At 68.2% G+C, this 22667-nt stretch carries 21 protein-coding genes and 2 pseudogenes; 9 read left to right on the forward strand and 14 right to left on the reverse strand.

Annotated features, from left to right (window positions below; all coding sequences use genetic code 11):
- Window positions 1-296: hypothetical protein (locus G6R25_RS25090; RefSeq protein WP_205446985.1), on the forward strand; the 296-nt coding region annotated here is incomplete at its 5' end.
- 23 nt (window positions 297-319) lie between these two features.
- Window positions 320-712: a CU044_2847 family protein gene (locus G6R25_RS08980; RefSeq protein ID WP_163552608.1), complete on the forward strand. Its 393-nt coding sequence runs from the start codon at window positions 320-322 to the stop codon at window positions 710-712.
- Between the two features lie 503 nt (window positions 713-1215).
- Here the strand turns inward: G6R25_RS08980 and G6R25_RS08985 are convergent.
- The 3 genes from G6R25_RS08985 to G6R25_RS08990 form a co-directional block, all read right to left on the reverse strand.
- Window positions 1216-2016: an alpha/beta fold hydrolase gene (locus G6R25_RS08985; protein WP_205446986.1), complete on the reverse strand. Its 801-nt coding sequence runs from the start codon at window positions 2014-2016 to the stop codon at window positions 1216-1218.
- 88 nt (window positions 2017-2104) lie between these two features.
- Window positions 2105-2290: a TetR-like C-terminal domain-containing protein gene (locus G6R25_RS31330; protein ID WP_205446991.1), complete on the reverse strand. Its 186-nt coding sequence runs from the start codon at window positions 2288-2290 to the stop codon at window positions 2105-2107.
- A gap of 6 nt (window positions 2291-2296) precedes the next feature.
- Window positions 2297-2674, reverse strand: a complete 378-nt coding sequence (locus tag G6R25_RS08990; RefSeq protein WP_205446987.1) for a TetR/AcrR family transcriptional regulator — start codon at window positions 2672-2674, stop codon at window positions 2297-2299.
- Between the two features lie 595 nt (window positions 2675-3269).
- Between G6R25_RS08990 and G6R25_RS29570 the strand changes: the two genes are divergently transcribed.
- Window positions 3270-3971 (forward strand): type II toxin-antitoxin system RelE/ParE family toxin, encoded by a 702-nt coding sequence (locus G6R25_RS29570; RefSeq protein WP_161983135.1) that lies wholly within the window; start codon window positions 3270-3272, stop codon window positions 3969-3971.
- A 127-nt stretch (window positions 3972-4098) separates the two neighbouring features.
- Here the strand turns inward: G6R25_RS29570 and G6R25_RS29575 are convergent.
- Window positions 4099-5382, reverse strand: a pseudogene (locus G6R25_RS29575) (transposase).
- 122 nt (window positions 5383-5504) lie between these two features.
- On the reverse strand, window positions 5505-6287 hold the full coding sequence (locus G6R25_RS09005) for a group II intron maturase-specific domain-containing protein (RefSeq protein WP_336500995.1): 783 nt from the start codon (window positions 6285-6287) through the stop codon (window positions 5505-5507).
- Window positions 6288-6316: 29 nt separating this feature from the next.
- Here G6R25_RS09005 and G6R25_RS09010 point away from each other — a divergent pair, with 29 nt between their 5' ends.
- Together G6R25_RS09010 and G6R25_RS29580 are read left to right on the forward strand one after the other, a co-directional pair.
- The gene (locus tag G6R25_RS09010) at window positions 6317-6775 is read left to right on the forward strand and encodes a tyrosine-type recombinase/integrase (protein ID WP_336500986.1); all 459 of its coding nucleotides are present in this window, start codon (window positions 6317-6319) and stop codon (window positions 6773-6775) included.
- A 473-nt stretch (window positions 6776-7248) separates the two neighbouring features.
- Entirely contained in the window at window positions 7249-7377 is a 129-nt protein-coding gene (locus tag G6R25_RS29580) for a hypothetical protein (protein ID WP_328591912.1), read from the forward strand.
- 137 nt (window positions 7378-7514) lie between these two features.
- Here G6R25_RS29580 and G6R25_RS09015 read toward each other — a convergent pair whose 3' ends face one another.
- The gene (locus tag G6R25_RS09015) at window positions 7515-8759 is read right to left on the reverse strand and encodes a cation:proton antiporter domain-containing protein (protein WP_235947890.1); all 1245 of its coding nucleotides are present in this window, start codon (window positions 8757-8759) and stop codon (window positions 7515-7517) included.
- Window positions 8760-9222: 463 nt separating this feature from the next.
- Here G6R25_RS09015 and G6R25_RS09020 point away from each other — a divergent pair, with 463 nt between their 5' ends.
- The 3 genes from G6R25_RS09020 to G6R25_RS09030 all read left to right on the forward strand — a co-directional run bounded on the left by G6R25_RS09020 (window position 9223) and on the right by G6R25_RS09030 (window position 13357).
- Window positions 9223-9843: a class II glutamine amidotransferase gene (locus G6R25_RS09020; protein ID WP_268903873.1), complete on the forward strand. Its 621-nt coding sequence runs from the start codon at window positions 9223-9225 to the stop codon at window positions 9841-9843.
- A 166-nt stretch (window positions 9844-10009) separates the two neighbouring features.
- A complete protein-coding gene (locus G6R25_RS09025) occupies window positions 10010-11863 on the forward strand; it encodes a glycoside hydrolase family 15 protein (RefSeq protein ID WP_163552611.1) in 1854 nt (617 codons plus the stop codon).
- A 39-nt stretch (window positions 11864-11902) separates the two neighbouring features.
- Window positions 11903-13357, forward strand: a complete 1455-nt coding sequence (locus tag G6R25_RS09030; protein ID WP_163552612.1) for an MFS transporter — start codon at window positions 11903-11905, stop codon at window positions 13355-13357.
- 17 nt (window positions 13358-13374) lie between these two features.
- Here the strand turns inward: G6R25_RS09030 and G6R25_RS09035 are convergent, their stop codons facing one another.
- The 4 genes from G6R25_RS09035 to G6R25_RS09050 all read right to left on the reverse strand — a co-directional run bounded on the left by G6R25_RS09035 (window position 13375) and on the right by G6R25_RS09050 (window position 16703).
- Window positions 13375-13758, reverse strand: coding sequence for an SHOCT domain-containing protein (locus tag G6R25_RS09035; protein ID WP_136449217.1), 384 nt, complete (start codon window positions 13756-13758; stop codon window positions 13375-13377).
- Window positions 13759-13939: 181 nt separating this feature from the next.
- On the reverse strand, window positions 13940-14683 hold the full coding sequence (locus G6R25_RS09040) for a ribonuclease BN (RefSeq protein ID WP_205446988.1): 744 nt from the start codon (window positions 14681-14683) through the stop codon (window positions 13940-13942).
- Window positions 14684-14884: 201 nt separating this feature from the next.
- Window positions 14885-16333: a DUF2252 domain-containing protein gene (locus G6R25_RS09045; protein ID WP_235947883.1), complete on the reverse strand. Its 1449-nt coding sequence runs from the start codon at window positions 16331-16333 to the stop codon at window positions 14885-14887.
- A 22-nt stretch (window positions 16334-16355) separates the two neighbouring features.
- The gene (locus G6R25_RS09050; protein ID WP_163552614.1) at window positions 16356-16703 is read right to left on the reverse strand and encodes a carboxymuconolactone decarboxylase family protein; all 348 of its coding nucleotides are present in this window, start codon (window positions 16701-16703) and stop codon (window positions 16356-16358) included.
- Window positions 16704-16958: 255 nt separating this feature from the next.
- Here G6R25_RS09050 and G6R25_RS09055 point away from each other — a divergent pair, with 255 nt between their 5' ends.
- Complete coding sequence (locus tag G6R25_RS09055) at window positions 16959-18356, forward strand: hypothetical protein (RefSeq protein ID WP_163552615.1); 1398 nt, start codon at window positions 16959-16961, stop codon at window positions 18354-18356.
- A 49-nt stretch (window positions 18357-18405) separates the two neighbouring features.
- Here G6R25_RS09055 and G6R25_RS09060 read toward each other — a convergent pair whose 3' ends face one another.
- The 4 genes and pseudogenes from G6R25_RS09060 to G6R25_RS09075 all read right to left on the reverse strand — a co-directional run bounded on the left by G6R25_RS09060 (window position 18406) and on the right by G6R25_RS09075 (window position 22447).
- Window positions 18406-19755 (reverse strand): diacylglycerol/lipid kinase family protein, encoded by a 1350-nt coding sequence (locus tag G6R25_RS09060; RefSeq protein WP_235947885.1) that lies wholly within the window; start codon window positions 19753-19755, stop codon window positions 18406-18408.
- Window positions 19756-20652: 897 nt separating this feature from the next.
- On the reverse strand, window positions 20653-21438 hold the full coding sequence (locus tag G6R25_RS09065) for a hypothetical protein (RefSeq protein WP_235947887.1): 786 nt from the start codon (window positions 21436-21438) through the stop codon (window positions 20653-20655).
- Between the two features lie 42 nt (window positions 21439-21480).
- Window positions 21481-21618 (reverse strand): annotated as a pseudogene (locus tag G6R25_RS30285) (DUF5372 family protein); the annotation flags it as partial.
- A 313-nt stretch (window positions 21619-21931) separates the two neighbouring features.
- Entirely contained in the window at window positions 21932-22447 is a 516-nt protein-coding gene (locus G6R25_RS09075) for an amidohydrolase family protein (RefSeq protein ID WP_205446989.1), read from the reverse strand.
- Window positions 22448-22667 lie beyond the last annotated feature (220 nt).

A 22667-nucleotide genomic window follows, 5' to 3' on the forward strand; every position in this document is an offset into this window, starting at 1 on the left:
CGACCGCCGGATCGGCCACCGCGGTGGCGCACTGGTCACGCAACCGCTTCTTCGGTATCCCCGGATTCCTCGGGCATCCCATGCAGTCGTTCACCATAGCGGACAGCCGTTTCCCCGGAGGCCCGCTCGCCCTGGCGGGCATCGGGTTCTCGACTGATCACGCCAGCGTTCTCGAATCCACCGAACCAGCGGCCTGGACGAGGCGGGTCTGCGCCGTTGTCGCCAACAGCCCGGCCATTTCCGAGCCCACCGTCCGGCAACCCGGGATTCACTCCGGACCGCTCTGCCCCCGGTAGCCAGGAATCGCGGAGGGACCATCATGACCGAATACCTAGAGGTACGGACCCCCGACGGCGATATCGTCCTGTTCGAATCCCTGGAGGACCTTGACGGCGTCGTTCCCGCGGGCCGTCACCGGGGTCCCGGTGGTCACCGTGACAGCGGCAGTCTCCAGCAGGGACTGCGGGTGATCCGGGCGATTGCCGGTGCGGTCTCGGAGAACCTCGACACCCTGGCGGCCCCACCGAACCGGGTCTCCGTGGAGATGGGCGTGAAGACGGCAGGCGAGGTGGGATTCGCCATCACCAAGTCCACGGCCGAGGCGCACCTGGTCGTCACGCTCGAATGGACGTCGGCGCGCGGGCGGCCATCGGCTGCCGGAGAGCCCGGCGAGGCACCCCCGGCGGGAGCTGAGGCGGCACCTTCGCCGTGATATCAGGGTCGTGACGTCGGCGCCGGGCGCCGGGGTGGACCGCAGCCCGTGCAACAGACCCCCGGACGCCTGTACGCACACCTGCTGCGGCCGACCGGTCAAGCGGCAGCGGAGAAGGTCGTGAACGCGGTGCGTGACGCGGCACCGCGGGGGCCACATCGGGGCCACAACGATCAACGGCCCCGAACCGGGTGCGTAGGACATGCCAACCATGCAGGTTGCGCCACTATTTCGTTGTGGACCTTACGTACCAGCATCCGAACCCTTTGATCTTGGTTGCAGGCCCTGAAATCGCCGTCCGCCCGGTCGCCACACGGGCCCTGGCCAGGGATGATACGAGGTGACCCCGCCTACCGGAACATCATCTACTGGATCGAACGAATGTTCCGTAGACCTGGCTGTTTCGGACACTCCTACCCGTCTGGTCACGGCGATCGTCGGTGTTCCCAGGCTCCGGGCCTCGCTCATCCCCGCTCCAAACCCATCCTCCTGACATCACCCCCTCAGCGCTCCTCGAGCAGTGCCCTCAGCGCGTGAGCGAACTGCGCCGGCCGCTCGACGGGACCGAGGTGACCTCCGGGAAGCTCGGTCAGGGGCTGGCCGAGCCGGGTAGCGAGTGCCGCGGCGGCCCGGTACGGCAGTTGGCCGCGGGAGTCGATGCCGGCGACGGGGATGAGGCGTGGAGACGCCGCGTCGAGTGCGGTCAGGTCGAGTTCGTTGGTGGTGAAGGGGACCAGGATGTGCTCGAGGAACAGCGGCTGGAGGTCGGCGAGGCGGGTGAACAGCTCCAGCAGTTCTGGGGTCGGGGGTTCGGGCTGCGTGTCGGCGTAGCCGTCGAGCCAGTCGCCGGGGTGGTGCAGCTTCGCAGGGGTGGCGTCGGTCCCGGGGGTCGTCATGGCGGCGGTCATGAGCCGTGCCGCCGCGGCCGGGCCGTCGGTCCGCGCGGCCGCCCGGACTGCTTCGAACGCGCTCCGATGGCGCGTGGCGTCCGGCAGCAGGACGGTCACCGGTGGCTCGTGGACGACCGCGAGCCGGACGTGCTCGGGGTGGCGGGCCAGAAGTTCGAGCGTGGTGATGGCGCCGGAGCTGAAGGCGAACACGGTCGGCGGCTCGTCGAAGAGCTTCTCGATCAGGGCGAGGGTGTCCTCGGCGTGGACCTTCGGGTGCTGTTCCTCCTCGATGGTGTCGGCTCGCGTCGCTGACGCGACGCGGCTGGACATCGCGACGACGCGGTAGTGCCCGGCCAGGTGTGCGGCGAGGCGGTCGAGGACACCGGCGTGGCCGGCGCCGCCGGGCGCGAGCAACAGCGGTGGGCCGTCGTCGCTGCGCTGGTCGTAGTCGATGGTGGTGCCGTTGACGGTGAGCGTCGCGGTAGGGATGGTCTTCTCCCGTCTAGATCTTCGACCAGTTGGTCAGGGTGTGGTGGAGGGTCTCGACCGCTCGCCGCCACGAGGTTTCGAGGCTGTGGTCGGCGGTGAAGCCGCCGATGGCCTCCAGGTCGCTGAAGCCGTGCAGGGTACTGCGTAGCAGCCGGACGGCGTCGGTGGCGTCCGGTTCGGACAGGTCGTAGCCGCGCAGGAGCGCTTAGCAGACGTCGATGATGCGTGCGGTGCTGCCCGATTCGGCGAGTCGCTCGGGCGAGACCGGGTGCCGGGCGGCGGCGTAGCGGCCGGGATGGCCGGTGGCCAGGGTCCGGTAGGCGTCGGCGAAGGCGCTGAGGGCGGTGTGGCCGGATCGTCCGGCGATGGCTGCGCCGAGCGTGTCGGCCCATTCGCCGAGCGCGAGCATCGCCACGCGCTCCTGCAGGTCGGCGAGCCCCCGGATGTGGGTGTAGAGGCTGGCGTCGCGGACGCCAAAGCGCTTGGCCAGCGCCGACAGCGTCAGGTGGTCGAAGCCGATCTCGTCGGCGAGGTCGACGGCTGCGGACACCAGGGCGTCCGGGGTGAGCCTCTCACGCGACACAGTCTTCCTAACCTTCCTAGGTTTGATCCTAATATACCTAGGGGCCGCGAGTCCTGCGAGAGCATGACGGACAGAATTCGTCACCTGCTCCCGATCGCGGCCGCCCGCCGCCCCCTTCGGCTGCGAGGCCGTGGCCGCCCACGTCGCCCCGGTGGCCGGCCCTGAGCGCTGGGAGAAGAACCAGGCCGACGTCGGGCAACCGGGGACGAAAGCCCCGCCGCACGCGAACCTGTGCACGGCGGGGACCGTTCACCGCTGGACGGGGCCGACGGACCTGTCCAGCTGGGAGTGTCCCGAGGGGCGGAGGCCCCGCCCCTTCATCGCATCAGTCACTAACTACGGAGCGTGGTGGACCTTACCTGCCGACATCCGAGCTGTCTGATCTTGGTTCACGGCCTGAGTCGCCGCCCGGCCGGTCGCCACCCGGGCGCCGACCAGGGGTGATGCCCAGTAACCCCCGGACCGGCACCGTCGACAACGGATCGGACAGGCGTTCCGCCAACCTGGCGGGCTGCTCCGCAGCATTACGATCGACCCCAGGGAAGGCTCGCCGGCGAAAGCGGGCGCGCTCATAACGAATTTGTTATGCTGCGGCATGGCTCGGTGGACGCTGGTGGTGCACCCCGACGTACGGGAGTGGCTGCACGAGCTACGCAAGACCGATCGCGCGAGCGCGGCGCTGGTCGGCCGGGCGATCCAGCACGTCGTCGACGGCCACGGCCCAGACGAGGGTCGCTCGCTCGTCGACCGGATCAAGGGAAGCAAGCTGCACCGTCTGAAGGAGTTGCGCCCAGCCGGCACCGGCGAGACCGAGATCAGAATTCTGTTCCTGTTCGACACCGTCAGACAGATGGTGCTCCTGGTCGCCGGAGACAAGTCCGGCAACTGGCAGGGGTGGTACGAGGTGGCGATCCCGCTCGCCGAGGCACGCTACGCCGAACATCTGGTAGCGCTGGCGACGATGAGTAGACGAGCCGCCGCCGGCTGGCACACCTACGAGGACACCAGCGAACTGCTCGCTGAACTCGACCTCAATGACGCCGACATGACCCGGGCACGTGAGGTCACCGAAGATCACATCCGGGCGTGGCATCTCGCCCAGGTCCGTACCGAGCAGGACCGCACCCAGTCCGATCTCGCCGCCGCGATGGGAGTCTCCCAGCCGCGCGTCTCCGCCCTCGAACGGGGCGAGCTCGACAGCGTCACCCTCTCGACCCTGCGTGCCTACGTCGGTGCCCTCGGCGGCAAGCTCCGCATCGTCGCCGACTTCGGCGATCGGGAGTACCGCCTGACCTAACGCCAACGACCAGTAGCGTGACACAAAGGCCGGTAACTGTTGTCAACCCGGGACAGGTGACGGTTTGCGCGTCCGGCGGCCAAGCTGTCTGGCCTTGGCCGGCATGTCGGCCAACTGATCTTGCCGTTTAACCTGCTTGCTTCTCGGCCGGTGCCCCAGTTGTGTCCTTTTTGATCTTTCCGGCGGGGTGGTGTTGTGCGGGGTGGCGGTTGCGTGACCCTGCTGGCCGGCCGGGTCCGGGCCGGCCGGGTCCGGTGGGGCGTTCCCACGGGCGGCGCAGGTCGGCGGCGAGGGTGCGGGCGAGGCGGAGCTGGGTGTAGGCGGCGACGACCAGCCACGTCCAGCGGTCCGCGGCTTCGGGGTGGTCCAGCCCGGGGTCTGTTTGAACAGCCGGAAGGTGTGTTCGAGGTCGAAGCGGCGTAGGAACGCCTGCGGCCTGCGGCCTGCGGCCTGCGGCCTGCGGTCGACGTCGTCGGGGGCGGCCCTGGTCCGGGAGCACCACAGCCACACGGGTGTGGGTTGTCGGTCGCCGGGGAGCCGTTCGACGCGCGGCCGGAGCAGGGGGACGGGTAGCGGGCCGTCGTGGCTGGCTCAGGCGGGGGTGCGCAGGGAGGAGCCGGGGTGGAGCCGGTCTCAGCTGGTCGCGACGGCGGTGCCGTAACGGGTGGTCTCGGTGGTGGTGGAGACGTCCGGGGCCGCCCAGGTGGTCTCGTCGGAGAACTTGAAATCGGGGCCGTGGCGGCGCGGGCGGCCCGTGGTTCCCGGCTGCCAGGGCGGGGCGGGCAGGTGGAAGACCCGGTCCGAGTGCAACCGGTCGACCAGCTCGACGGGTAGGTCGGCGAGCAGGTAGGCCAGCCTGGTGGCGTCGTAGCCGGCGTCGAAGACGACCAGGACGTCGGGGGCGCCGTTCTGGTGGTGCCCGGCCTCGGCGAGCCGGCGCACCACGTCGCGGACCTGCCCGGCGGTCACCGTGGTCAGGTCGTCGTTCGGGTTGAGGCGAACGGTGTCCAGCGGGGCGGTCCAGGAGGTCCGGCCCGGCTCGAGGGCCATGACGAGGGAGTAGGGCCAGCTCGGGACCGTCTGGGCGTTGCCTTTTCCCCGGGCCGTAGGTGTGGCAGAACGCCCGCTGGCCGCTGGTCGGTGCGGCCGGACGCGGCCACGGGCTGACGTCGGCCCCGAGCACGCCGTGGTTCATCCCGTCGTAGAGGGCGCCGTGGCCGCGCCGGTGTTCCGGCGCCAGCGACAGCCCGACCAGGGTCCGGACCGGGGTCTCGGTGCACAGCACGGCGTCGGTCAGCTCGAACAACGCGTCGCCGCGCCGGGTCAGGCAGCCGTGGAAGTCCCTCCGGAACCGGCACAGCACCTCGAAGTCCCCGGCCGTCTCGACGCGGGGCTGTTCTTCTTGCAGAATCTCTGTCACGGCACGGTGTCTTTGGCGAGAAACCACGATCAGCGGGAGGTCGTTTCGTGTCATGGCGACACGCCGGACCCGCCCGACAGCAGCAGCACGCGTCACTCACTGCTATGACAATGTTACCGGTGAAGGTTAAACGGCAAGCTCAGGGGTGGGCGGGTTCCTGTTCGGCTGGTCCGGGCTGGCCGCGTTCCGTCTCCATGCCGACGGGTGCAGCTGGTGTGAACAAGGCGGTGTTTCGTCCGTTTCTCGCTGTCGGTGATGACTGTGAAGGTCATCGCCCTGCCGGCGGCGGTGTACCAGCGCTCCCACTGGCTGGGGGAGTCCGGCGGGTCGCCGTCGAACAGTAGCGGCAGGCCGCACAGCGGGCAGTTGCCATCCTGGGCGCGTAGCACGGCCAGGCGGGATTTCGCCAGCTGGGGCGGCTTTCGTCTGCGCCGCCGGTCGACCCAGTACTGGGCGAGGTCAGGATCGTCGGGTGAGTTCCTGCCGGGTACCGGGGTGTGTCGGACGATGGGCGTCCAGGCGTACTTGTGGAGGTAAGCGCCGCTTCTGCGGTCGCCGAGGATCCACCTGTCGTTTCTGTCCGGGTTGAACTGGCCGAAATAGCGGTTGACGATCCACTTCCAGCTCCTGCCTGGGTGTCTGTGGCGTAGCCATTTGTAGATCAGCTGCCACAGGTGTTCATCCAGGCTTTGGTATGCCTCCTTTGATGCTCCGTTGCGGAAGTAGTTCTCCTGGCCCCGGATCCTGGGGTTCATGACCCGGATCACGGCTGCCACGTTGGTGCCGCGCAGGGAACGCAGCGTGTCCGCGTTTCCCCGCCGGATCCTGGAAAGCGCTTCTTTGCTGGGTCTGGTGAGTACCTTCGTACCACCACCCTTGGGATGGTAGCGGCGGATGGTGAAGGAGAGGGATCGACAGCGGCCGGGTGTTCACCCATCCCGATGGCAGCGCCCTCAGCGCAGACGGCATCTCGCAGCGCTTCGAACGGCTCCTTACCCGTTTCGCCACCATCCGTCGCGAACACACCGAGAACCGTTGGAATGTCGATCTCCTCGCGAACCGGCATCGCATGCCGCCGGAGTCCATTGAGACCGCGCTCAGATTCGGTCCGCTGCCGCCAATCCGGTTACACGATCTGCGGCATACCGCTGCCAGTCTCGCCTACCTCGGCACCAGAGACCTCAAAGTCGTCTCCGAGCTTCTTGGGCACGCCTCCGTCCACTTCACCGGCGACGTCTATACCGCGATCTTCGCCGAAGCCGACCGTGCCGCCGCCAAGGCCGCCGCCGATGTCGTTCCCCGCCGATTCCGACCCGGACCGCAGCCCCCGACCCTGCCACCCGCCGACGGCCCCGCACCGGACGGTTCAGGGCTCGAGTTGTAGAACGCCACACCCACGCCGGCGCCATATCGAACAGGCGCGACGAGGGGCCCCGTACCGCGACGTCACGTCCGCAGAGAGACGACCCCCCTCAGGGCGAATGTTGCTCTCTGTAGCCGTTCGCCAGGCCTTTAAGATTAGTTGTTGACGCAACGGCATCACATTGGCATCACATCGACCGCTTATCGATCTTCGCGGCGACCGGGCCGCCGCAACGGCCTGGTCAGAGGTGGTGGACCGCGTGTACCAGCATCCGAACCGATTGATCTTGGTTGTAGGCCCTGAAATTGCCGTCCGTCCGGTCTCCACGCGGCTCCCGACCAGGGGCGATGCAGAGTAAGGACCAAACCAGAAACATCATCTAATGATTCGAACGAATGTTCCGTAGACCTGGTAGTTTCTGAGACCACGGTCATACTCGTGACCGCCATCGTAGGGACCTCGTCGGCCTGGCATTCCTTTTCGGCTTCGGCCTCGTGCTTGCGCTCGGCCTGCGCCTCGAGGTGCCGATCTGGGTCGCGCCCTTGGCCGCGCCGGCCGTCGACCTGTTCGTGGTGGCCCTTTTGCTTGGCACGCGACTCCACATGATCATCGAAAGTGGCTGACCACCCCAAGCCTGGGAAGCTGCGTCCTCCCCGCCGGCGACCGCACCATCCAGGCCGGCGACCGCACCATCACCGCTTCCGACCCCCTACCCGACGATCTCCAGGAGGAGCCATCGTTGTCAGGCTAGCCTCCATGATCATGTTCTCGACCCCTTGGATAGACGGGCGAGGCGGGTTGGCGGCGGTGCCTGGGAAGCTTCGCGGATCTCAGGGTGGCGTGCTGCCGCGGCCGCGTACCAGCGTCCGTAGCGCCGAGCGCCCCACGGCGCGGTGAGGCCGTGCAGAACTACGCTCATACCAACAGTCAGCATCACCGCCGGGACAATCTGGTGCTGTTCGGGCAGACCACTGGTGGCGACCAGGTCCGCGAAGACGATCGACGCCAGCCCGCGTGGCCCGAACCAGCCGACATACGCCACGGTCTGGGGTGCGATCTTTGATCCACACAACGAGACGGCGACCGGGATCATCCGGATGACAGTCAGGCTGAGCAGCCCATAGATGACCGCCGTCCAGGTCGTGCGTTCGAGGGCTGCTGCCAGGAACAGGGCGCCGAACAGCACAAAGCTCACGGAGACACCGAGCTGGGCTACATCTCGCGGCATCTGTTGCGCCGCGGCTAAGCTCTCGCGCGCGATCAGGCCGGCCACGAGGCCGGCGGCCCATGCTGCGATGAAGCCGCTGCCGTCGATCAGGTCTGCCAGCGCGTATGCCAGCGTCGCCGTGGCCAGCAGCGCGACCGACTGCCACGGCCGGCTGGACCAGCCCCTGTTCATCGACCACCGTAGGGCCAGGGCACCACCGGCGCCCAGCGCCACCCCGATGGCGCCGGAGGCCACCAGGGCGCGCAGAAACACCGACACGGCATGTCCGCGGCCGGCGGTTTTTTCTTCCTCCTGTGCCAGGGCCAGGAAGATGGTCACGAACGGAAGGGCCAGGCCATCGTTGAGGCCGCCTTCGACATTCAGTGCGTGTCGGATCAGAGGAGGAACCCGCTGGTTGTTGATGACCGGCAGCCCAAGTGCCGAGTCAGTGGGCGCTAGTATGGCCGCCAGCAGCGCCGCTTCCCACAAGCCGAGGCGGGGGAACAGCGCCGACGCCAGCACCCAGCCGACGGCGATGGTCAACGGGAACCCGATTCCCAGCAGCCGGCCGGGCAGCGGCGACTCCGTTGCCCAAGGGCCTAGACCGGCCCCCATGGCGTCGGTGAACAGCACGATTGCGAGGGTCAGTTCCAGGACGGCGCCTACGCCGTGCCCACCGACGGACGAGGTGATCAGTCCCGCGACCTGTTCGCTGGCCAGCAGGCCGGCCGCGGTGAACACCAGCGCGCCGCTGATCGGCGTCTGCCGCAGGCGCCGATCCACCAGCGCGTAGGCCATCAGCGTCACCGCCACGACCGCGACTGCGGAGTCCAATGCTGTGCTCCTGCCTTATAGAGACTTGCCCAGGAGACCAGAAGAGAGGGTAAACGGTTGGGAAACCTCGACAACGACTGTGCCGCACCTGCGGTCGCCTGGTCTTGATGCCCAAAACATCCTGAGGCGACGGCCAGGGTATGACGGTCCTGGACCGAGGCCGAGACGTCGGATTATCCTTTCCGACGACAACTTCGCGACCATCGTGTAGGTGGTCGAGTAGGACCGCAAGACGGTCAGGACCCTCTCAAACGTATGTCGGTACCAACCCGACATCATCGCCTGCTTTCTCGGCCAAACCGACCTGGCCCTCGATCCAGGACCCCCGTGGCCAGACCCTGACCATTCAAGTCAAGATCTGTACTGGCTGTAAAAGCGGCGGTTGCCTCGACGCCGCGTGGGCACCTTTGCCATAGCGGACGGGAGGGTGGCATGTGCAGACGAGATCTACTCCCCGATGTTCCTCGCGCACGTGTGGGCGGGTACCGGAACACCGGTACAGAAGACGAACTGCCATCCGTTCCGCTACCAGAAATGGCTTTTCGTGCACAATGGATACATCGACAGCTTCGACTTGCTTCGCCGCGACCTGCTGATGGCCGTACGCCCTGACCTGTTCGCTAACATGAAAGGCTCTACGGATTCCGAGGTGATGTTCCACCTTGCCCTGACGCTCGGGCTGGAGGAAGACCCCATTGTGGGGTTGGAAAGAATGGCCGGTTTCGTCGAGAGCGCTGGAGCCGCCGCGGGTATTGCCGAGCCCCTGCAGATGACGGTCGGGCTGGCCTACGGCGAGACATTGTTCGCGGCCAGATACGCCAGCGGGCCGGTGGTCAACACTTTGTACATGTCTGAGAGCGTCGACGCGATCCGGATGCTCTACCCCGAGCACGAACGCCTGCGGCGCATACCCGCCCACGCCCGCGCAGGCCTTTCGGAGCCGCTGAGCGAGCTACCCGGGGTGTGGCGGGAGATACCCCCATCCACGGCACTCGTCATCACCGACACGCCACACCAGCGCCCCTTTCGTCCACAGCCGCCCGGGTAAGAAGAGTGCAGCTGCCCCGGTTTCTCGGTGGCGCCGTCCGGCGGTTGTCGCGGCGGCCGTCCCTGTCACCTGCGGTGAAAGTGCGGTGGTAGTCCGAGGGACGGAGGATGGACGCTGGGGCCGTCGGGCCTGCTCATGGTCTGCGACGACCGCGGGAGGAACCACCATGAACGACTACCCACCTATCGCGGATCACGGTCTCGTGGGCGACCTGCAGACCGCGGCGCTGGTCGCCGCCGACGGGACCCTGGACTGGTGGTGCACCCCGCGGTTCGACTCGCCGAGTGTCTTCGCCTCGTTGCTCGACAGCGATCGTGGCGGTTACTGCCGCTTGGCCGCTGACCTCGGCGAGGCCGACGAGGCCGGCGTCCGGCAGCTCTACCTGACCGATACCGCCGTGCTCGTCACCCGGTTCATGGCCCCGGGCGGGGTGGGCGAGGTGCTCGACTTCATGGAGCCCGACCCCTCGACCACCCCGTCGGCGCGGCATCGGCTGATCCGGGTCGCCCGGGTGGTTCGCGGCAGTCTGCCCTTCGAGCTGCTGTGCCGGCCACAGTTCGACTACGGTCGCGCGTCCCACACGTTGCGCCATCTCGACGACGGATCGGTGGTGTTCCACGGGCCTGACACTGATCTTCACGTGCAGGCGACCGCCCCGATCGCGCTCCATCCGGACGGCCACGACGTCTCCGCCCGCTTCACCCTCGACGCCGGCGAGCTGGCCGCGGTTGTCCTCACCAGCGAGAGCGGTGACGCCGCCGCCCGCGGCGGACGCCCCGGCGGTCCGCCGCCCACCGTGCAGGCGATCACCGCCGCGTTCGACGCCTGCCGCGCCTTCTGGCTGACCTGGCTGCGCGCCTCCCGCTACCGCGGCCGGTGGCAGGAGATGGTCACCCGCTCGGCGATCACCCTGAAACTGCTCACCTACGCTCCTACCGGCGCTCCCATCGCCGCCGCCACGATGGGTCTGCCTGAGCAGATCGGCGGCGAACGCAACTGGGACTACCGGTACACCTGGATCCGCGACGCCTCCCTGTCGGTCCACGCCCTGACCACTCTTGGCTTCACCGACGACGCGAACGCCTACCGCCGCTGGCTACGCGAGCGCCTCGACGCCGGTTGGACCGCGTCCGGTGAACCGCTTCAGATCATGTACCGCGTCGACGGGGAACCCCACCTGACCGAGGAGATCCTCGACCATCTGGAGGGCTACCGCCGCTCCGCGCCGGTCAGAGCCGGCAACGCCGCCGCCGACCAGATTCAGCTCGACATCTACGGCGAGGCCGCCTATGCCCTCGCCGAGGCGAGGGACATCGGCGGAATCCGCGGCTGGAACGCCTTCACCGCCGTCATCGACTGGCTCACCGACCATTGGGACCGCCCGGACGAAGGTATTTGGGAAACTCGCGGTGGCCGGCAGAACTTCACCTACAGCCGCCTCATGACCTGGGTCGCCTTTGACCGGGCCATCGGGTTCGCGACCGCCTACTCCCGTCCCGCCGACCTCACCCGCTGGCAGACGGCCCGCGACACCGTCTTCCGGCAGATCATCGACCGCGGCTGGAACGACAAGCGCCGTGCCTTCGTCCAGCACTACGACACCGACGTCGTCGACGCCTCCCTGCTGCTCATGCCCCGCGTCGGCTTTATCGCCCCGAACGACCCCGACTGGCTGAGCACGCTCGACGCCATGAACGACGAACTCGTCAGTGACAGCCTCGTCTACCGCTACAACCCCGCCGCGTCCCCCGACGGCCTGCGGGGCTCCGAGGACACCTTCAACCTCTGCAGCTTCCTCTATGTGCAGGCCCTCGCCCGTGCCGGCCGCCTCGACCAGGCCCGCTACGCCTTCGACAAGATGCTCACCTACGCCAACCACGTCGGCCTGTTCGCCGAGGAGATCGGACCGTCCGGTGAACAGCTCGGCAATTTCCCCCAGGCCTTCACGCACCTCGCGCTCATCGACGCCGCCATCGCCCTCGACGAGGAGCTCGACCGCGCCGAGTACCTGGCCCGCTGACCGCCGGCGGCGCGACTGGAAGCGAGGTACGCGGCGACCATGACCGAGCAGACGCCCGACGCAGGTCCCCTCACCCCGCCACGGTCGGCCGGCACCGACCGACGAGTCCTGGCACCGCTCGCGCTCGCGCAGTTCATCTGCAGCTTCGCCGGGTCGAACATGAACGTGATGATCAACGACATCAGTCGCGACCTCGACACGACCGTCCAGGCCGTTCAGGTCGTCATCACGCTCTTCCTCCTGGTCATGGCCGCGATGATGATCCCCGGCGGCAAGCTGACCGACCGGCTTGGCCGCAAACGCTGCTTCCTCACCGGGCTCGCGGTGTATGGGACAGGGGCCGTGCTCAGCGCCGCTGCGCCAGGCGTTGGCGTACTGCTCATCGGCAACTCGATCCTGGAAGGCGTCGGTACCGCCCTGCTGATTCCCCCGGTCTACATCCTCACCACGTTGCTGTTCACCGACCTCACCGCCCGCGCCCACGCCTTCGGGATGATCATGGCCGCTGGCGGCCTCGGGGCGGCGGCGGGCCCACTCATCGGCGGCCTGATCACCTCCGCGATCAGCTGGCGCGCGGCCTTCGCCTTCCAGGCCCTGGTCATTGCGCTCATCATCGCGCTGAGCCGGTCCGTCACCGACCCGCTCCCGCCGGACCCGCACCGTCACTTCGACATCCCCGGCGCGGTCCTGTCCGCAAGCGGCCTCACCCTCATTGTCATGGGCATCCTCGCCGCCGACAACAGCCTGGCCCTCACGGCCGCCCTCCTGGCCGCCGGCATGCTCGTGCTGGCCGGATTCCTGCACTGGGTACGCGTTGAGGAGCGAGCCGGCCGGGAGCCGCTGCTGTCCACCAGTCTGTTCCACAACCGAAACTCGAACCTCGGCCTCGTCACCCAGAACATCCAGTGGCTGCTGCTCATGGGCTCGTCCTTCACCGTCGCCGCGTTCCTCCAGGTGGTACGCGGCTACGACGCCATCAAGACCGGCCTCATCTTCACCGCGGCCACCGTCGGTCTGCTCGCCTCGTCGCTTGCCGCCGAGCGGCTCGCGAAACGTCGCTCCCAGGGCACTCTGATCACGGCCGGGTTCGCCCTGACCGTCGCCGGAATCGTCCTCCTGATCGGCCTGATCGGCCTGATCGCCGGATCACGCAGCCCGTGGGCGTTCACCCCCGGGCTGTTGCTGATCGGTCTCGGCCTCGGCGTGATGCTCACCCCCTCGGTCAACGTCGTCCAGTCCGCCTTCCCCGAACAACGCCAGGGCGAGATCTCCGGCCTCTCCCGCAGCATCTCGAACCTCGGCTCCTCCTTCGGCACCGCCATCGCCGGAACCATCCTCGTCGCCGGCCTGACCACGAACGCCTACGCCACCGCCATGGCCACACTCGCCGTCATCGGCGTCCTCGGCCTGGTCGCCGCCACGCTGATGTCCCGGACCACCTCCAGGGCCGACACGCCGGATGGCGGCCGGCCGGATGTCAGCCCGCACGACTGACTGATCTCACTCGGGGCTCAGGTCAGAACGCGGGACTTCGCCCGCTGGAAATCCTCCTCGCTGATCTCACCATTCCTCCGGAGGTCGACCAGCTTCGCCATGTCATCGGCAACCCCCTGAGACTGCACCGCGGACGGCTGGAACCCTTGGTACAAGGCCTGCTGCCGCTGCCGGTCCGCCATTGCTCGCTCACCCATCGAATCGCCACGGAATATGGTGTATGCCAGAACACCCAGAAGCGGAAGGATGATGACGGCGGTCAACCATCCGGCCTTCCCCCAGCCGGAGATGTCACGACTGCGAAAGATGTCCGATATTACGACGAATAGCAGGTACAGCCACAGTGTGAGCCCGAAGAACAGCAACATGGTCCAGAAGGCCGACAGAAGCGGGTAATCCATGATGAAGCCCCCTTGTGCAGGTCGAAATCGGATACCAGCGATGTCTCATTGAGAGACTTACCCGAACTGCGCGTCACCACACGTTTCGCGGTCCTGGCGGGGAAGTGGGGGAGAAGCTGTCACCGGCGTCGGGGTGGATCGACGAATATTTCAGGTGCGTGACCGTGGGTGGACACGGCAATCACTCGGATGAGGATCTCGCGCGTCGCCTGAATGCGCGGAGGACGGACAGGCCCTGCTCGTTGTACCAACCGCCGACGGTCGCCCCTCCGGTGAGAACGACCCCGAGTCCGATCAGCCACGAAAGAAGCGTGAAAACGACTCCGATCTCGCCGTAGTTCCGCTCGTTCTCGACGATCGATGCCGAGAACAGCAGCCGGCTCACCACCCCGAGGCCGGTCAGGCCGATCGTGGTGAACACGGCTGCGGGCAGGATTTCCCGCCAGCCCAGCCGGCCACGGACGAGAACCCGGGTACCGATCCAGAACAGCAGTCCCATTGCCGCGATGACAATCAGACCCTGGCATACCTGGCCGACTACCGTGCCGGTGAGCACCGCCCCGGTGGCGGTGGTGCCGGCGAGAAAGACGATCAGTCCGGCGAGCCAGGCCACCTGAGCCGGCACACCGTGCAGGCCGAACGCCGGAAGCCGGAAGACCCGCAGGTACACCGACTGCACCGCCCCGGCCAGGCTCAGTCCGCCCAAGGTCAGCCAGACCGCGCCGAGGACCGTCCAACCGGACTGCGCGGATCCGCCGCCGCCGTGGGGGGTGAAGAGACGCTCGACGGCCATCGCGGCGTCGTGGTTCAGCCCCATCCGCCTGATGATGATCTCCGCCGCACCGCCGGGGCGCAGCGGCGACACCGCGGCCAGTGTGATGATGAACGGGAAGAACAGCATCAGGATGAGCGCGGCGAGGGTCATCGCACCGTTTATCGGATCGCTCTCCCGCAACTGGCGGGCCAGGTCCTCCGCCGACGAATCGCGCCATCTGTCGCGAAACCCACCGCGCGGTCGAACCACACCTGCAGCATCACTCAAAGCGAGGATCAGCGCATCCCGCCGGCCCGAGCCGGGGACCGCCGACCCCGACGGGTCCCCATCCCCATCACCCATCCCCACCCGTCAGACTGCCGTGCTGATCCGTCCGGACCGCGCGGCCTCGGCGAGCACCGCGTGATCGCGTTCGTTCTGGTCGGCGTAGGCCTCGGCGAACCGGGTGATCGCCTGGTCGAAGGCGTCTCCGGCGCCGAGGTAGGCCGCGATCGCGACGCGGTCACCCGAGCGGGCGTGGGCCTGGGCGAGGGTCGCTCCGCACAGCCGCGCGAACAGGGCGAGGCCGTCGGGATCCATGCGCTCGGGGAGCGCGACGCCCTTCCAGTCCTGCAGCTGGCGGACGTAGAAGTCGCGGTGCCGCCCGTCGATGCCGTCCACCCGCTGCCAGCCGAGGAAGATGTCCCCGACGGACTGCATCAGACGTTGTCCGGCGACGACCCGCTCCCCCTGGTTGCGGTACCGGCTGGCGGGCAGGTGATCCGCCAGGACCGACGCCTGCGCCTCCTTGACCTGCAGCAGCAGCGGGTCGTCGCGGTCGCGGCCGAGTAGCAGCGCCACCCAGCAGCGGGTACCCACGCTGCCGACGCCGACGACCTTGCGTGCGACGTCGACGAGCCGGTACTGGGCGAGCAGCGAACGCCGGTCGTCCGCCAGGGTGGCGCCGTACTGGTCGATGATGGTGGTGAGCTGATCTGTCAGCAGGTCGTGCTCGGCTCCGCGGAGCAGTTCGCGGACCGGGACGAGCAGCGGCGGGTCGGAGACGAAACGCGGCTGGCCGTCTGTCACCTCGGTCAACCGGGCGAATGCCCGCAGCCGGTCGCGGGACCGGGCAGTGGTGGCTGCGCGGGACAGGCGCTTGGTGTAGCGCCGCCCCAGCACGCCCGCGAGCCGGGCCCGCAGCTGATCCACGTCGACGTGGGCGTACCAGACGTCGAGGTTGGTCATGGCCGCGAACCGGCGCATCCAGGCCCGGTACGCACCGATCGCCGCGGTGACGGCCTCCCGGCGCCGCGCCGGCGCGAACCCGTTGCCACGGCCGGCGATGACCAGGCTCGCGGCCAGCCGCTTCACGTCCCATTCCCACGGGCCGGGAAGTGTCTCGTCGAAGTCGTTGATGTCGAACACCAGGTGGCGCTCGGGGGAGGCGAGCAGGCGGAAGTTGAGCATGTGCGCGTCGCCGCAGAGCTGGACGTCGATCCCCGAGACCGGGGCGCCGGCAAGATCTGCCGCCATGACCGCGGCAGCACCACGAAAGAACCGGAACGGGGACTCCAGCATGCGCTGGTAGCGCAGCGGGACGAGCTCGGGCAGCCGGGTCTGCGACTGCCGTTCGATCACGTCGACCGGATCGGCCCGGCCCGACGTCGGCGCATACTCGCCGTGAATCCGGCGCGGGGCGAGGATCCTCGCGCCCTTTCCTCGGGCCGTGCGCTCGGTCGGAGTGAGCTGTTCGGACCTCGCGGACAGCCGTGGCCGCGAACCGGCCGCGACCTGCGTTGGGCTGACGACCGCTACCATGCTCTACCTCACACCATTCCCGTTACTCCGGGCTCTCGTTCAGGATCTCGTCCAATCCGAGCGCGCGCAGGACGTTCCCCGCGGCCGACACGACCCGGGCACTTCCGACGATCGGTGCGATGGCGGTGGTCACGCCCTGCGCATCGGCGGCGGTGAGGCCTGCCTCCTGGGCAGCGGCGAGGTTCATCAGATAGGAAGCGGGCGCCGAGTCCACGGCGACGAGCGCCGCCAGGCGCACGAGATGGTAGGTGCGCTCGTCCAGGCCCGACCGCTCAAGCGTGTCCAGGTGCATCTGCACGATCTCTTCGAAGACCGGCGCGTCGCCGTGCGCGATCGCGCCGAGCGTCCGCTCAGGAGCCTGTGTCGTCATTACTCTCCCCTTAGTTTGATCACTTGCATTTCAAGGATATTTTCCTCGTATTGGCTGCCCGAGACCGGCGGCCCGCAAACATGCGACGTCAACGGATCGACGCAGAGGAAGCGGGTTTCGATATTTTTCCGGAGTTTCTCGGCACCACGTTCCCGTCTCGCCCGCCGGCGGTTTATGGTTACTCCTCGCAGGGAAAGAAGCGGCCGCGGGACCGTGGTGGCGGCCTCCCCAGGCAGAAAGCAGGAGGGCTGCGCCATGGTTGCCAGTGCTGGCGGCGGCTCGGACGGCCCGGCGCGTTCGGATGATAAGCATCCCCTGTCCGTCGGGGAGCGGGCGGAGTACGAGCGGCTGCGCAGCGCGGCAGCGGTGCGGCACGACCGGCTACGGACCGTCGGGGCGTCCCTCCTGGTCCTGCTGGCCGTCGTGGTGGCGCCGCTCGGCGTGATTGCCGCCTGGGCGGACACGACGATCTCCGATACGGACCAGTACGTCGATACCGTCGCCCCGCTCGCCACCGACCCCGCGGTGCAGAACCTGGTGATCGACCGTCTGACCGACCGGGTCGTCAGTAACGTCAACGTCGATCAGGTCACCGCGTCGCTCGACGGCGTCCTCGCGCGAAACGGCGTTCCCCCCGTTGTCGTGGACCACGCCGACGCACTGGCCGGCGCGCTGAAGACCGCCCTGACCAGCGCGGTACATCAGGTGGTTCAGGGGGTGGTCACCAGTGACCAGTTCTCCCTGGTATGGGAGAACGCGAACCGTCGGGCACATGCCGCCGTGGTGAAGGTTCTCACCGGCGAGGGCGGCAGCGCCGTGCAGGCCAAGGACAACACGACCGTGTTGGACATTGGCCTGGTCGTCGACAGTGTGCAGAAACGGCTGGCCGACGCCGGCTTGGAGAAGGCCGGCAAGATTCCCGACGTCGACCGACAGATCGTGCTGCTGCGGACGGACAAACTGACCAAGGCTCAGGACGCCTTGCGTCTACTCGCCGTCCTCGGCCTCTGGCTGCCGGTCGCCGTGGTGGCACTCGCCGCGCTGGGTGTGTGGCTGGCGCCCTCGCACCGCGCCGGGCTCATGGCCACGGGCATCGGAATCGGCGTGACGATGATCGTGCTGCTTGTGGGACTGGCCGTCATGCGCCAGGTCTATCTGGACTCCGTCCCGTCCGACACCCAGCCGCGGGACGCGGCAGCGGCCATCTACGACACTCTCGTCCGTTTCCTGCGAGACAGCGCGCTCACCTGGCTGACCATAGCCGTCATCATCGTGGTCGTTGGATATCTCTACGGGCCGGGACGCGGCGCCCGGGCCGTCCGCTCCGGTGCCGTCCACGCCACCGGAGCCGTCGGTCGGGCCGCGACCCGGGTGGGTGTGCGCACCGGCGGCGCGGGCCGCTGGTTGGACAGGCATCGCCGTCTCATCAGCGGGATCGTCATCGGGGCCGGGGCGCTGGCCTTGGCGCTGTGGAACTCTCCGACCCCGTCATCGGTCGCCCTCGTCATCCTTGTGGTCGTGGTCGCCTTGGCCGCGCTGGGTGTCCTTGCCGCCGCCGGCACCACACAACCCGAGCCCGCGAGCCCCGTCGGCAGGCCCTTCGACGGCGCCGTGGGGCCGCCGACCACTCCGATCGAGCAGACGAAGCCCTGAGAACGATGATGGGACGGCTGACACCCGCCCCGAGGCCGCACGGCGCGGCTTACGCCGGCGACCGGCCGGCCGCGATGCGGATCAGCGAGGGGAGCATCCCCCAGACACCCGGCCGCGCGGCGGGGGTCCCGGGCGCGTGCAGCGGGATCCGAACGCGCACAGCCGCCGGAAGCAAGCGGAGATCCAGCGGTGGCGGCAGGCGCAGCGCCTCCCCGTCCACGCCGACACTGACCGGTCGTGCGGAGTCGATTCGCATGGTGGGGCTTGTCCACTGGTGGAAACCGCGGAACCGGTTGATGGCACCCATGGACTCGAGCGCGACGAGGGCGGGTAGGTCGCGAGCGCGATCGACGCGTAACGCCGCCACGCCAAGCCGGCCGCTGCCGAGCCGGGGCTGGGTACCGAAACCACCAAGGCTGTGCAGCTGGTAGGCGTTGTTGGACACGAGCAGGACGTCCGCGGTCGATCCGGCCCGACCGTCCGGGCCGGTGAAGCGAAGATCCGGCGGAGCGCGGTCCACGCCCAGCAGGTCGGGCAGCATCGCGGCCGCCGTTCCCATCTTGGCGTCGCGGTAGCTGTCGGACTGCACGATTTCGGCGTAGACGCCCAACGAGACGTTGTTGACGAACACGCGGTCACCGAGCTGACCGAGGTCAACGCGCTGCTCGACAGCGAGGTCGAACGCGTCGAGCGCCCCCACCACATCCTTCCGGTCGAGGCCAAGGTCAAGGGCGAAGTGGTTACGAGTACCGGCTGGGACGCAGACGAACGCCATCCCTCGCCGCCGCGCCACGTCCGCGACCAGTGCCTGCGAACCATCGCCGCCCGCCATGCCCACCACGTCGGCTCCGCGGTCGGCGGCGTCCTCGGCGAGGGAACGCAGATCGGCGCGTTCCGTGAGGGTAACGACCGCGATCCCGCGCCGGGCGCCCTCCTGAGCGAGATTGTGGCGGTCGGCGGCGCCACCCCCGGAGCGCGGGTTCACCAGCAGGACGCCGCGCCGGGCGGCTCCAACCATGAGCCCCTTGGGTCGGTGTCGTCCGAAGGCGCCGCGCGCCGCGGTTCCCGACGTGACGAGCAGGCCCGCGGTGACCAGCACGGTGGTCAGGCCGACCACCCCCGCGAAGGCGATCAGGCCGCCGAGTGTGAAGGCCGCCACGACAGCCGCGCTCAGACGGCGCAGCCCCCGTCCGACCAGCGCCGTCCAGCCCGCTACCAACGCGATCGTCACAGCGGCGACCGAAACCGGGAAGGCAATCGGCCGGTCGATCGGCCGGGCGAACATGACAGCAACCGCCGCGGCGAAGCTCACCAACGCCGCTGAAGCCGCCACCCGTCGGAAGCGGGACACCGGCGCTCCCGCCCGCCGCCCCGGCCGGCGAACCATCCAGGCAAGCACGATTACCCATCCTTCCGAGCTTCACAGCCGCACCACCGTGATCAGGTTCTCCCCGCGGGGCGCACCCCCATACAGCCCTCGGTGTGCCGCACCCCTGCAGACCCGCTGGTCGCGGCGCCGGTGGGGCGCGCTCGCTCGTACCCTCCTCGTCGAGTGGTTTCAGCGCAGGACCTTCTCCTTGGCACGCTGGTTTCCGCCTCGGGCAGGTCGCCGGTCGCCTTGAGCTCAGCGAGCCTGGAGAGCTTGTCCGTGTCCGCGTCCATCCCGGCGCCGGAGGCTGTCTCCCGGATATAGGCGGCGACCTGCCCCCGTTTCGCCTGCGCATGGCCGACTTCCCGGGAGGCCATTTCCTGCCCCCTCAGGATCAGGTAAAAAAAGACGCCGAGGAATGTTGGATCGGCGCTACGGGAAAATGAAGATCATGGTCCACAAGGCGCCTAGGACTGGATATTGATAAGCCAGACAGTAGCCGGCAACCTCACATCCCACCCCCTTTCGGAATTGCCCCATCTACCGTCCCATCCATGACCCGAGCCGGCAACTCGATCAGGAGCGAAAAATCAACCAGATATGGGCGAAGAGGTCTGAATCCGGCCATCGAGCGGATGGGCGGGAGGCTACCAGTCCGTTCAATCTGCGCGCGAATCTACAGCTCGGGACACGGAGAACTCCCTTGAGTCGATGTGCCGACCTGCCTACCGCTCAGGCGCATCGGGACGTCCGCGGCCATGCCAGCGCTGAGCATCGGACTCCTGACGGTTCTGGATCGTGTCGGCATCAATCGGGCTCCTCTGTCACGTCAGTAACAGGCGAAAAGCCCGCGACCACCTGGCCGATCTCGGCCGGTCGCAATGGCCGTAGGTTAAGTGATCCCTTGAAGGTTTGGGGGATGGTTGGTCATCGGAAGTCGAGAGTCGAGGCAGTGGAGTTCGAGACGGTAGGTGACGGGCCGGGTGGGTGGGTCGTCGGTCTTGCGGCGGGGGTAGGTGCTGGGTCGTCGGGTCTTGCGGGGTGCGGTGCGCCCGGGGCGGTCGGGGATGGCCAGGCGCGGGTCGCAGATCTCGAGGAGGAACGCGAGGAGTGCCTGGCCAGGGAAAAAGCCGCGGTCCGGAGGGAGTCGGACGCGGCGGCCAGGGCCCGGCGGAAGCTGATCTTTTCGGGTGGGGTGCCGGTGGTGTCGGCGGCGACGCCGATGAGGCGGGAGAGTGCCTGGTAGACGGCGAACAGGGCCCACATCTCCTGGGCGACGCCTTCGGGGTCCTTCGAGCGCAGGACGGGCCGTCCTTCACCGAGGTCGGTCTTGTGGTGGCCGATCACGGTCTCGCATCCCCACCGCGTCGGGTAGGCGCAGGCCAGATCCAGCATGGGCCGTTCCTCGGGGTCGAGCAGGTCAGTGACCAGGCAGAACAGCTCCGAGCTGTTCTGGCCGTCGGTGGTGGTGGAGTGCACGGTGTACTCGATCACCCGCACCGTCAGCGGTGGGCCGTCGCCCTCGCGGGCAGGTTTCAGCTCGGCGAGGTAGCTGCCGTCGTCGAGGATGCGGACCGGGGCCAGCGCGAAGGTCGCCGTCGCCCGCCACAGCAGGTGCGCCCCGGTCGCCTGACCCTCCCCATCAGGATCCGCCTGCGCCCGCACCCGCGCGACGGCACGCCAGCGCATCCCCAGCACCCGCGCCGCGGTCAAACCCTCAACCGACAACTGGTGCCCGCACGGCTGTGGGCCGCGGTCGGTCCACTCCCGCGGCAATGTCACACTCCGCGAAACACCGATTGCGCAGACGAAGACCACCGTCCCCGCCCGCCGCTTCGTGAACAGAACCTCCACACGCTGGCCCGCCAACGGATGGGACGGATGCGTGACCACGAGAAAACCCAACGACTCCCGGGCCAGTGCGGCCCTATGCAACGACCGTGCCGACGGTCGCTGACAGGATCGTTCAGGCTGTGTTGAAACTGGTCCTGGAACCGATCTTCGGCACTGATTTTCTGCCGGTGTCGTACGGGTTCAGGCCGGGTCGGCGGGCCGCGCTGCGAGGTCTTGAGTAGCGGTAGCAGCGCTTTGATCATGGCGAGTTCCGTGACGCTGCTCGGGTCGGCAACGTCGACGGTGCCTCTGGCGGCGCCTGTGATCACGATGGTGCGGGCCGTGCTCATGTAGTGGGTTCCTTTGGCTGTGGTCAGAGCTCGATGCCGAACAGCGTCGCCGCGTTGGCCGACGAGACGTTGCGGCGGTCATGCTCGGAGTCGAAGTGGCCGAGGAAGCCGTCGATCTGTTGGCGGCTCGGGTGCTGGAACGGGTAGTCCGTGGAGAAGATCAGCCGCTCGGCGGTGGTCACCGAGAGCGCGTGCTGCAGCAGCGCCGGGTTGAACATTCCGGACATGGTGATGAAGAAGTTCGACCGCAGGTAGTCCGACACCGGCCGTTGCAGGCCGGCGACGCGGGATAGGTTGTCGGCGCGATCGGTCCAGAACAGCAGCATTTCGCCCCAGTGTCCGAGGATGACCTGCAGCTCCGGGTGCCGGTCGAAGGTGCCGCGCAGGATCAGGCGGAGGGCCGCAGTGGCCGTGTCGAGGTGCCAGCCCCAGCCGGCGGTCGCCAGCCCGAGATTGGTGACCTCGTCGAAGCCCTGGTAGGACGCGGCGCGCAGGGCCGGCGAAGGCAGCTGCGGGTGGATGAAGACGGGCTGGTGCAAGTTCTGCCGCGGCGGCGAAGAACTCGTCGTAGGCGGGATCGTCCAGAAAGACGTCGCCGGTGCGACCGTAGACCATGGTTCCGACGTGGCCCTGACCCGAGGCGCGCTCCAGTTCGGCGGCGACGTCGGCGATCCGCTACGTGTGCGCCGTCCGGTTCGCAGCAGGGCCCCGGGAAGATCGTTCTAGGTTGCGATCTGCTACGCGGAGTATTGGCCCCGT

The sequence above is a fragment of the Candidatus Frankia alpina genome (genome assembly GCF_902806485.1).
Classification (GTDB): domain Bacteria; phylum Actinomycetota; class Actinomycetes; order Frankiales; family Frankiaceae; genus Frankia; species Frankia alpina.

Coding starts and splice junctions, on each gene's coding strand:
- G6R25_RS08980 (WP_163552608.1), top strand. CDS start 320: ATGACCGAATACCTAGAGGTACGGACCCCCGACGGCGATATCGTCCTG.
- G6R25_RS29570 (WP_161983135.1), top strand. CDS start 3,270: ATGGCTCGGTGGACGCTGGTGGTGCACCCCGACGTACGGGAGTGGCTG.
- G6R25_RS09015 (WP_235947890.1), bottom strand. CDS start 8,759: ATGGCCTACGCGCTGGTGGATCGGCGCCTGCGGCAGACGCCGATCAGC.
- G6R25_RS09025 (WP_163552611.1), top strand. CDS start 10,010: ATGAACGACTACCCACCTATCGCGGATCACGGTCTCGTGGGCGACCTG.
- G6R25_RS09030 (WP_163552612.1), top strand. CDS start 11,903: ATGACCGAGCAGACGCCCGACGCAGGTCCCCTCACCCCGCCACGGTCG.
- G6R25_RS09035 (WP_136449217.1), bottom strand. CDS start 13,758: ATGGATTACCCGCTTCTGTCGGCCTTCTGGACCATGTTGCTGTTCTTC.
- G6R25_RS09040 (WP_205446988.1), bottom strand. CDS start 14,683: ATGACCCTCGCCGCGCTCATCCTGATGCTGTTCTTCCCGTTCATCATC.
- G6R25_RS09045 (WP_235947883.1), bottom strand. CDS start 16,333: ATGGTAGCGGTCGTCAGCCCAACGCAGGTCGCGGCCGGTTCGCGGCCA.
- G6R25_RS09050 (WP_163552614.1), bottom strand. CDS start 16,703: ATGACGACACAGGCTCCTGAGCGGACGCTCGGCGCGATCGCGCACGGC.
- G6R25_RS09055 (WP_163552615.1), top strand. CDS start 16,959: ATGGTTGCCAGTGCTGGCGGCGGCTCGGACGGCCCGGCGCGTTCGGAT.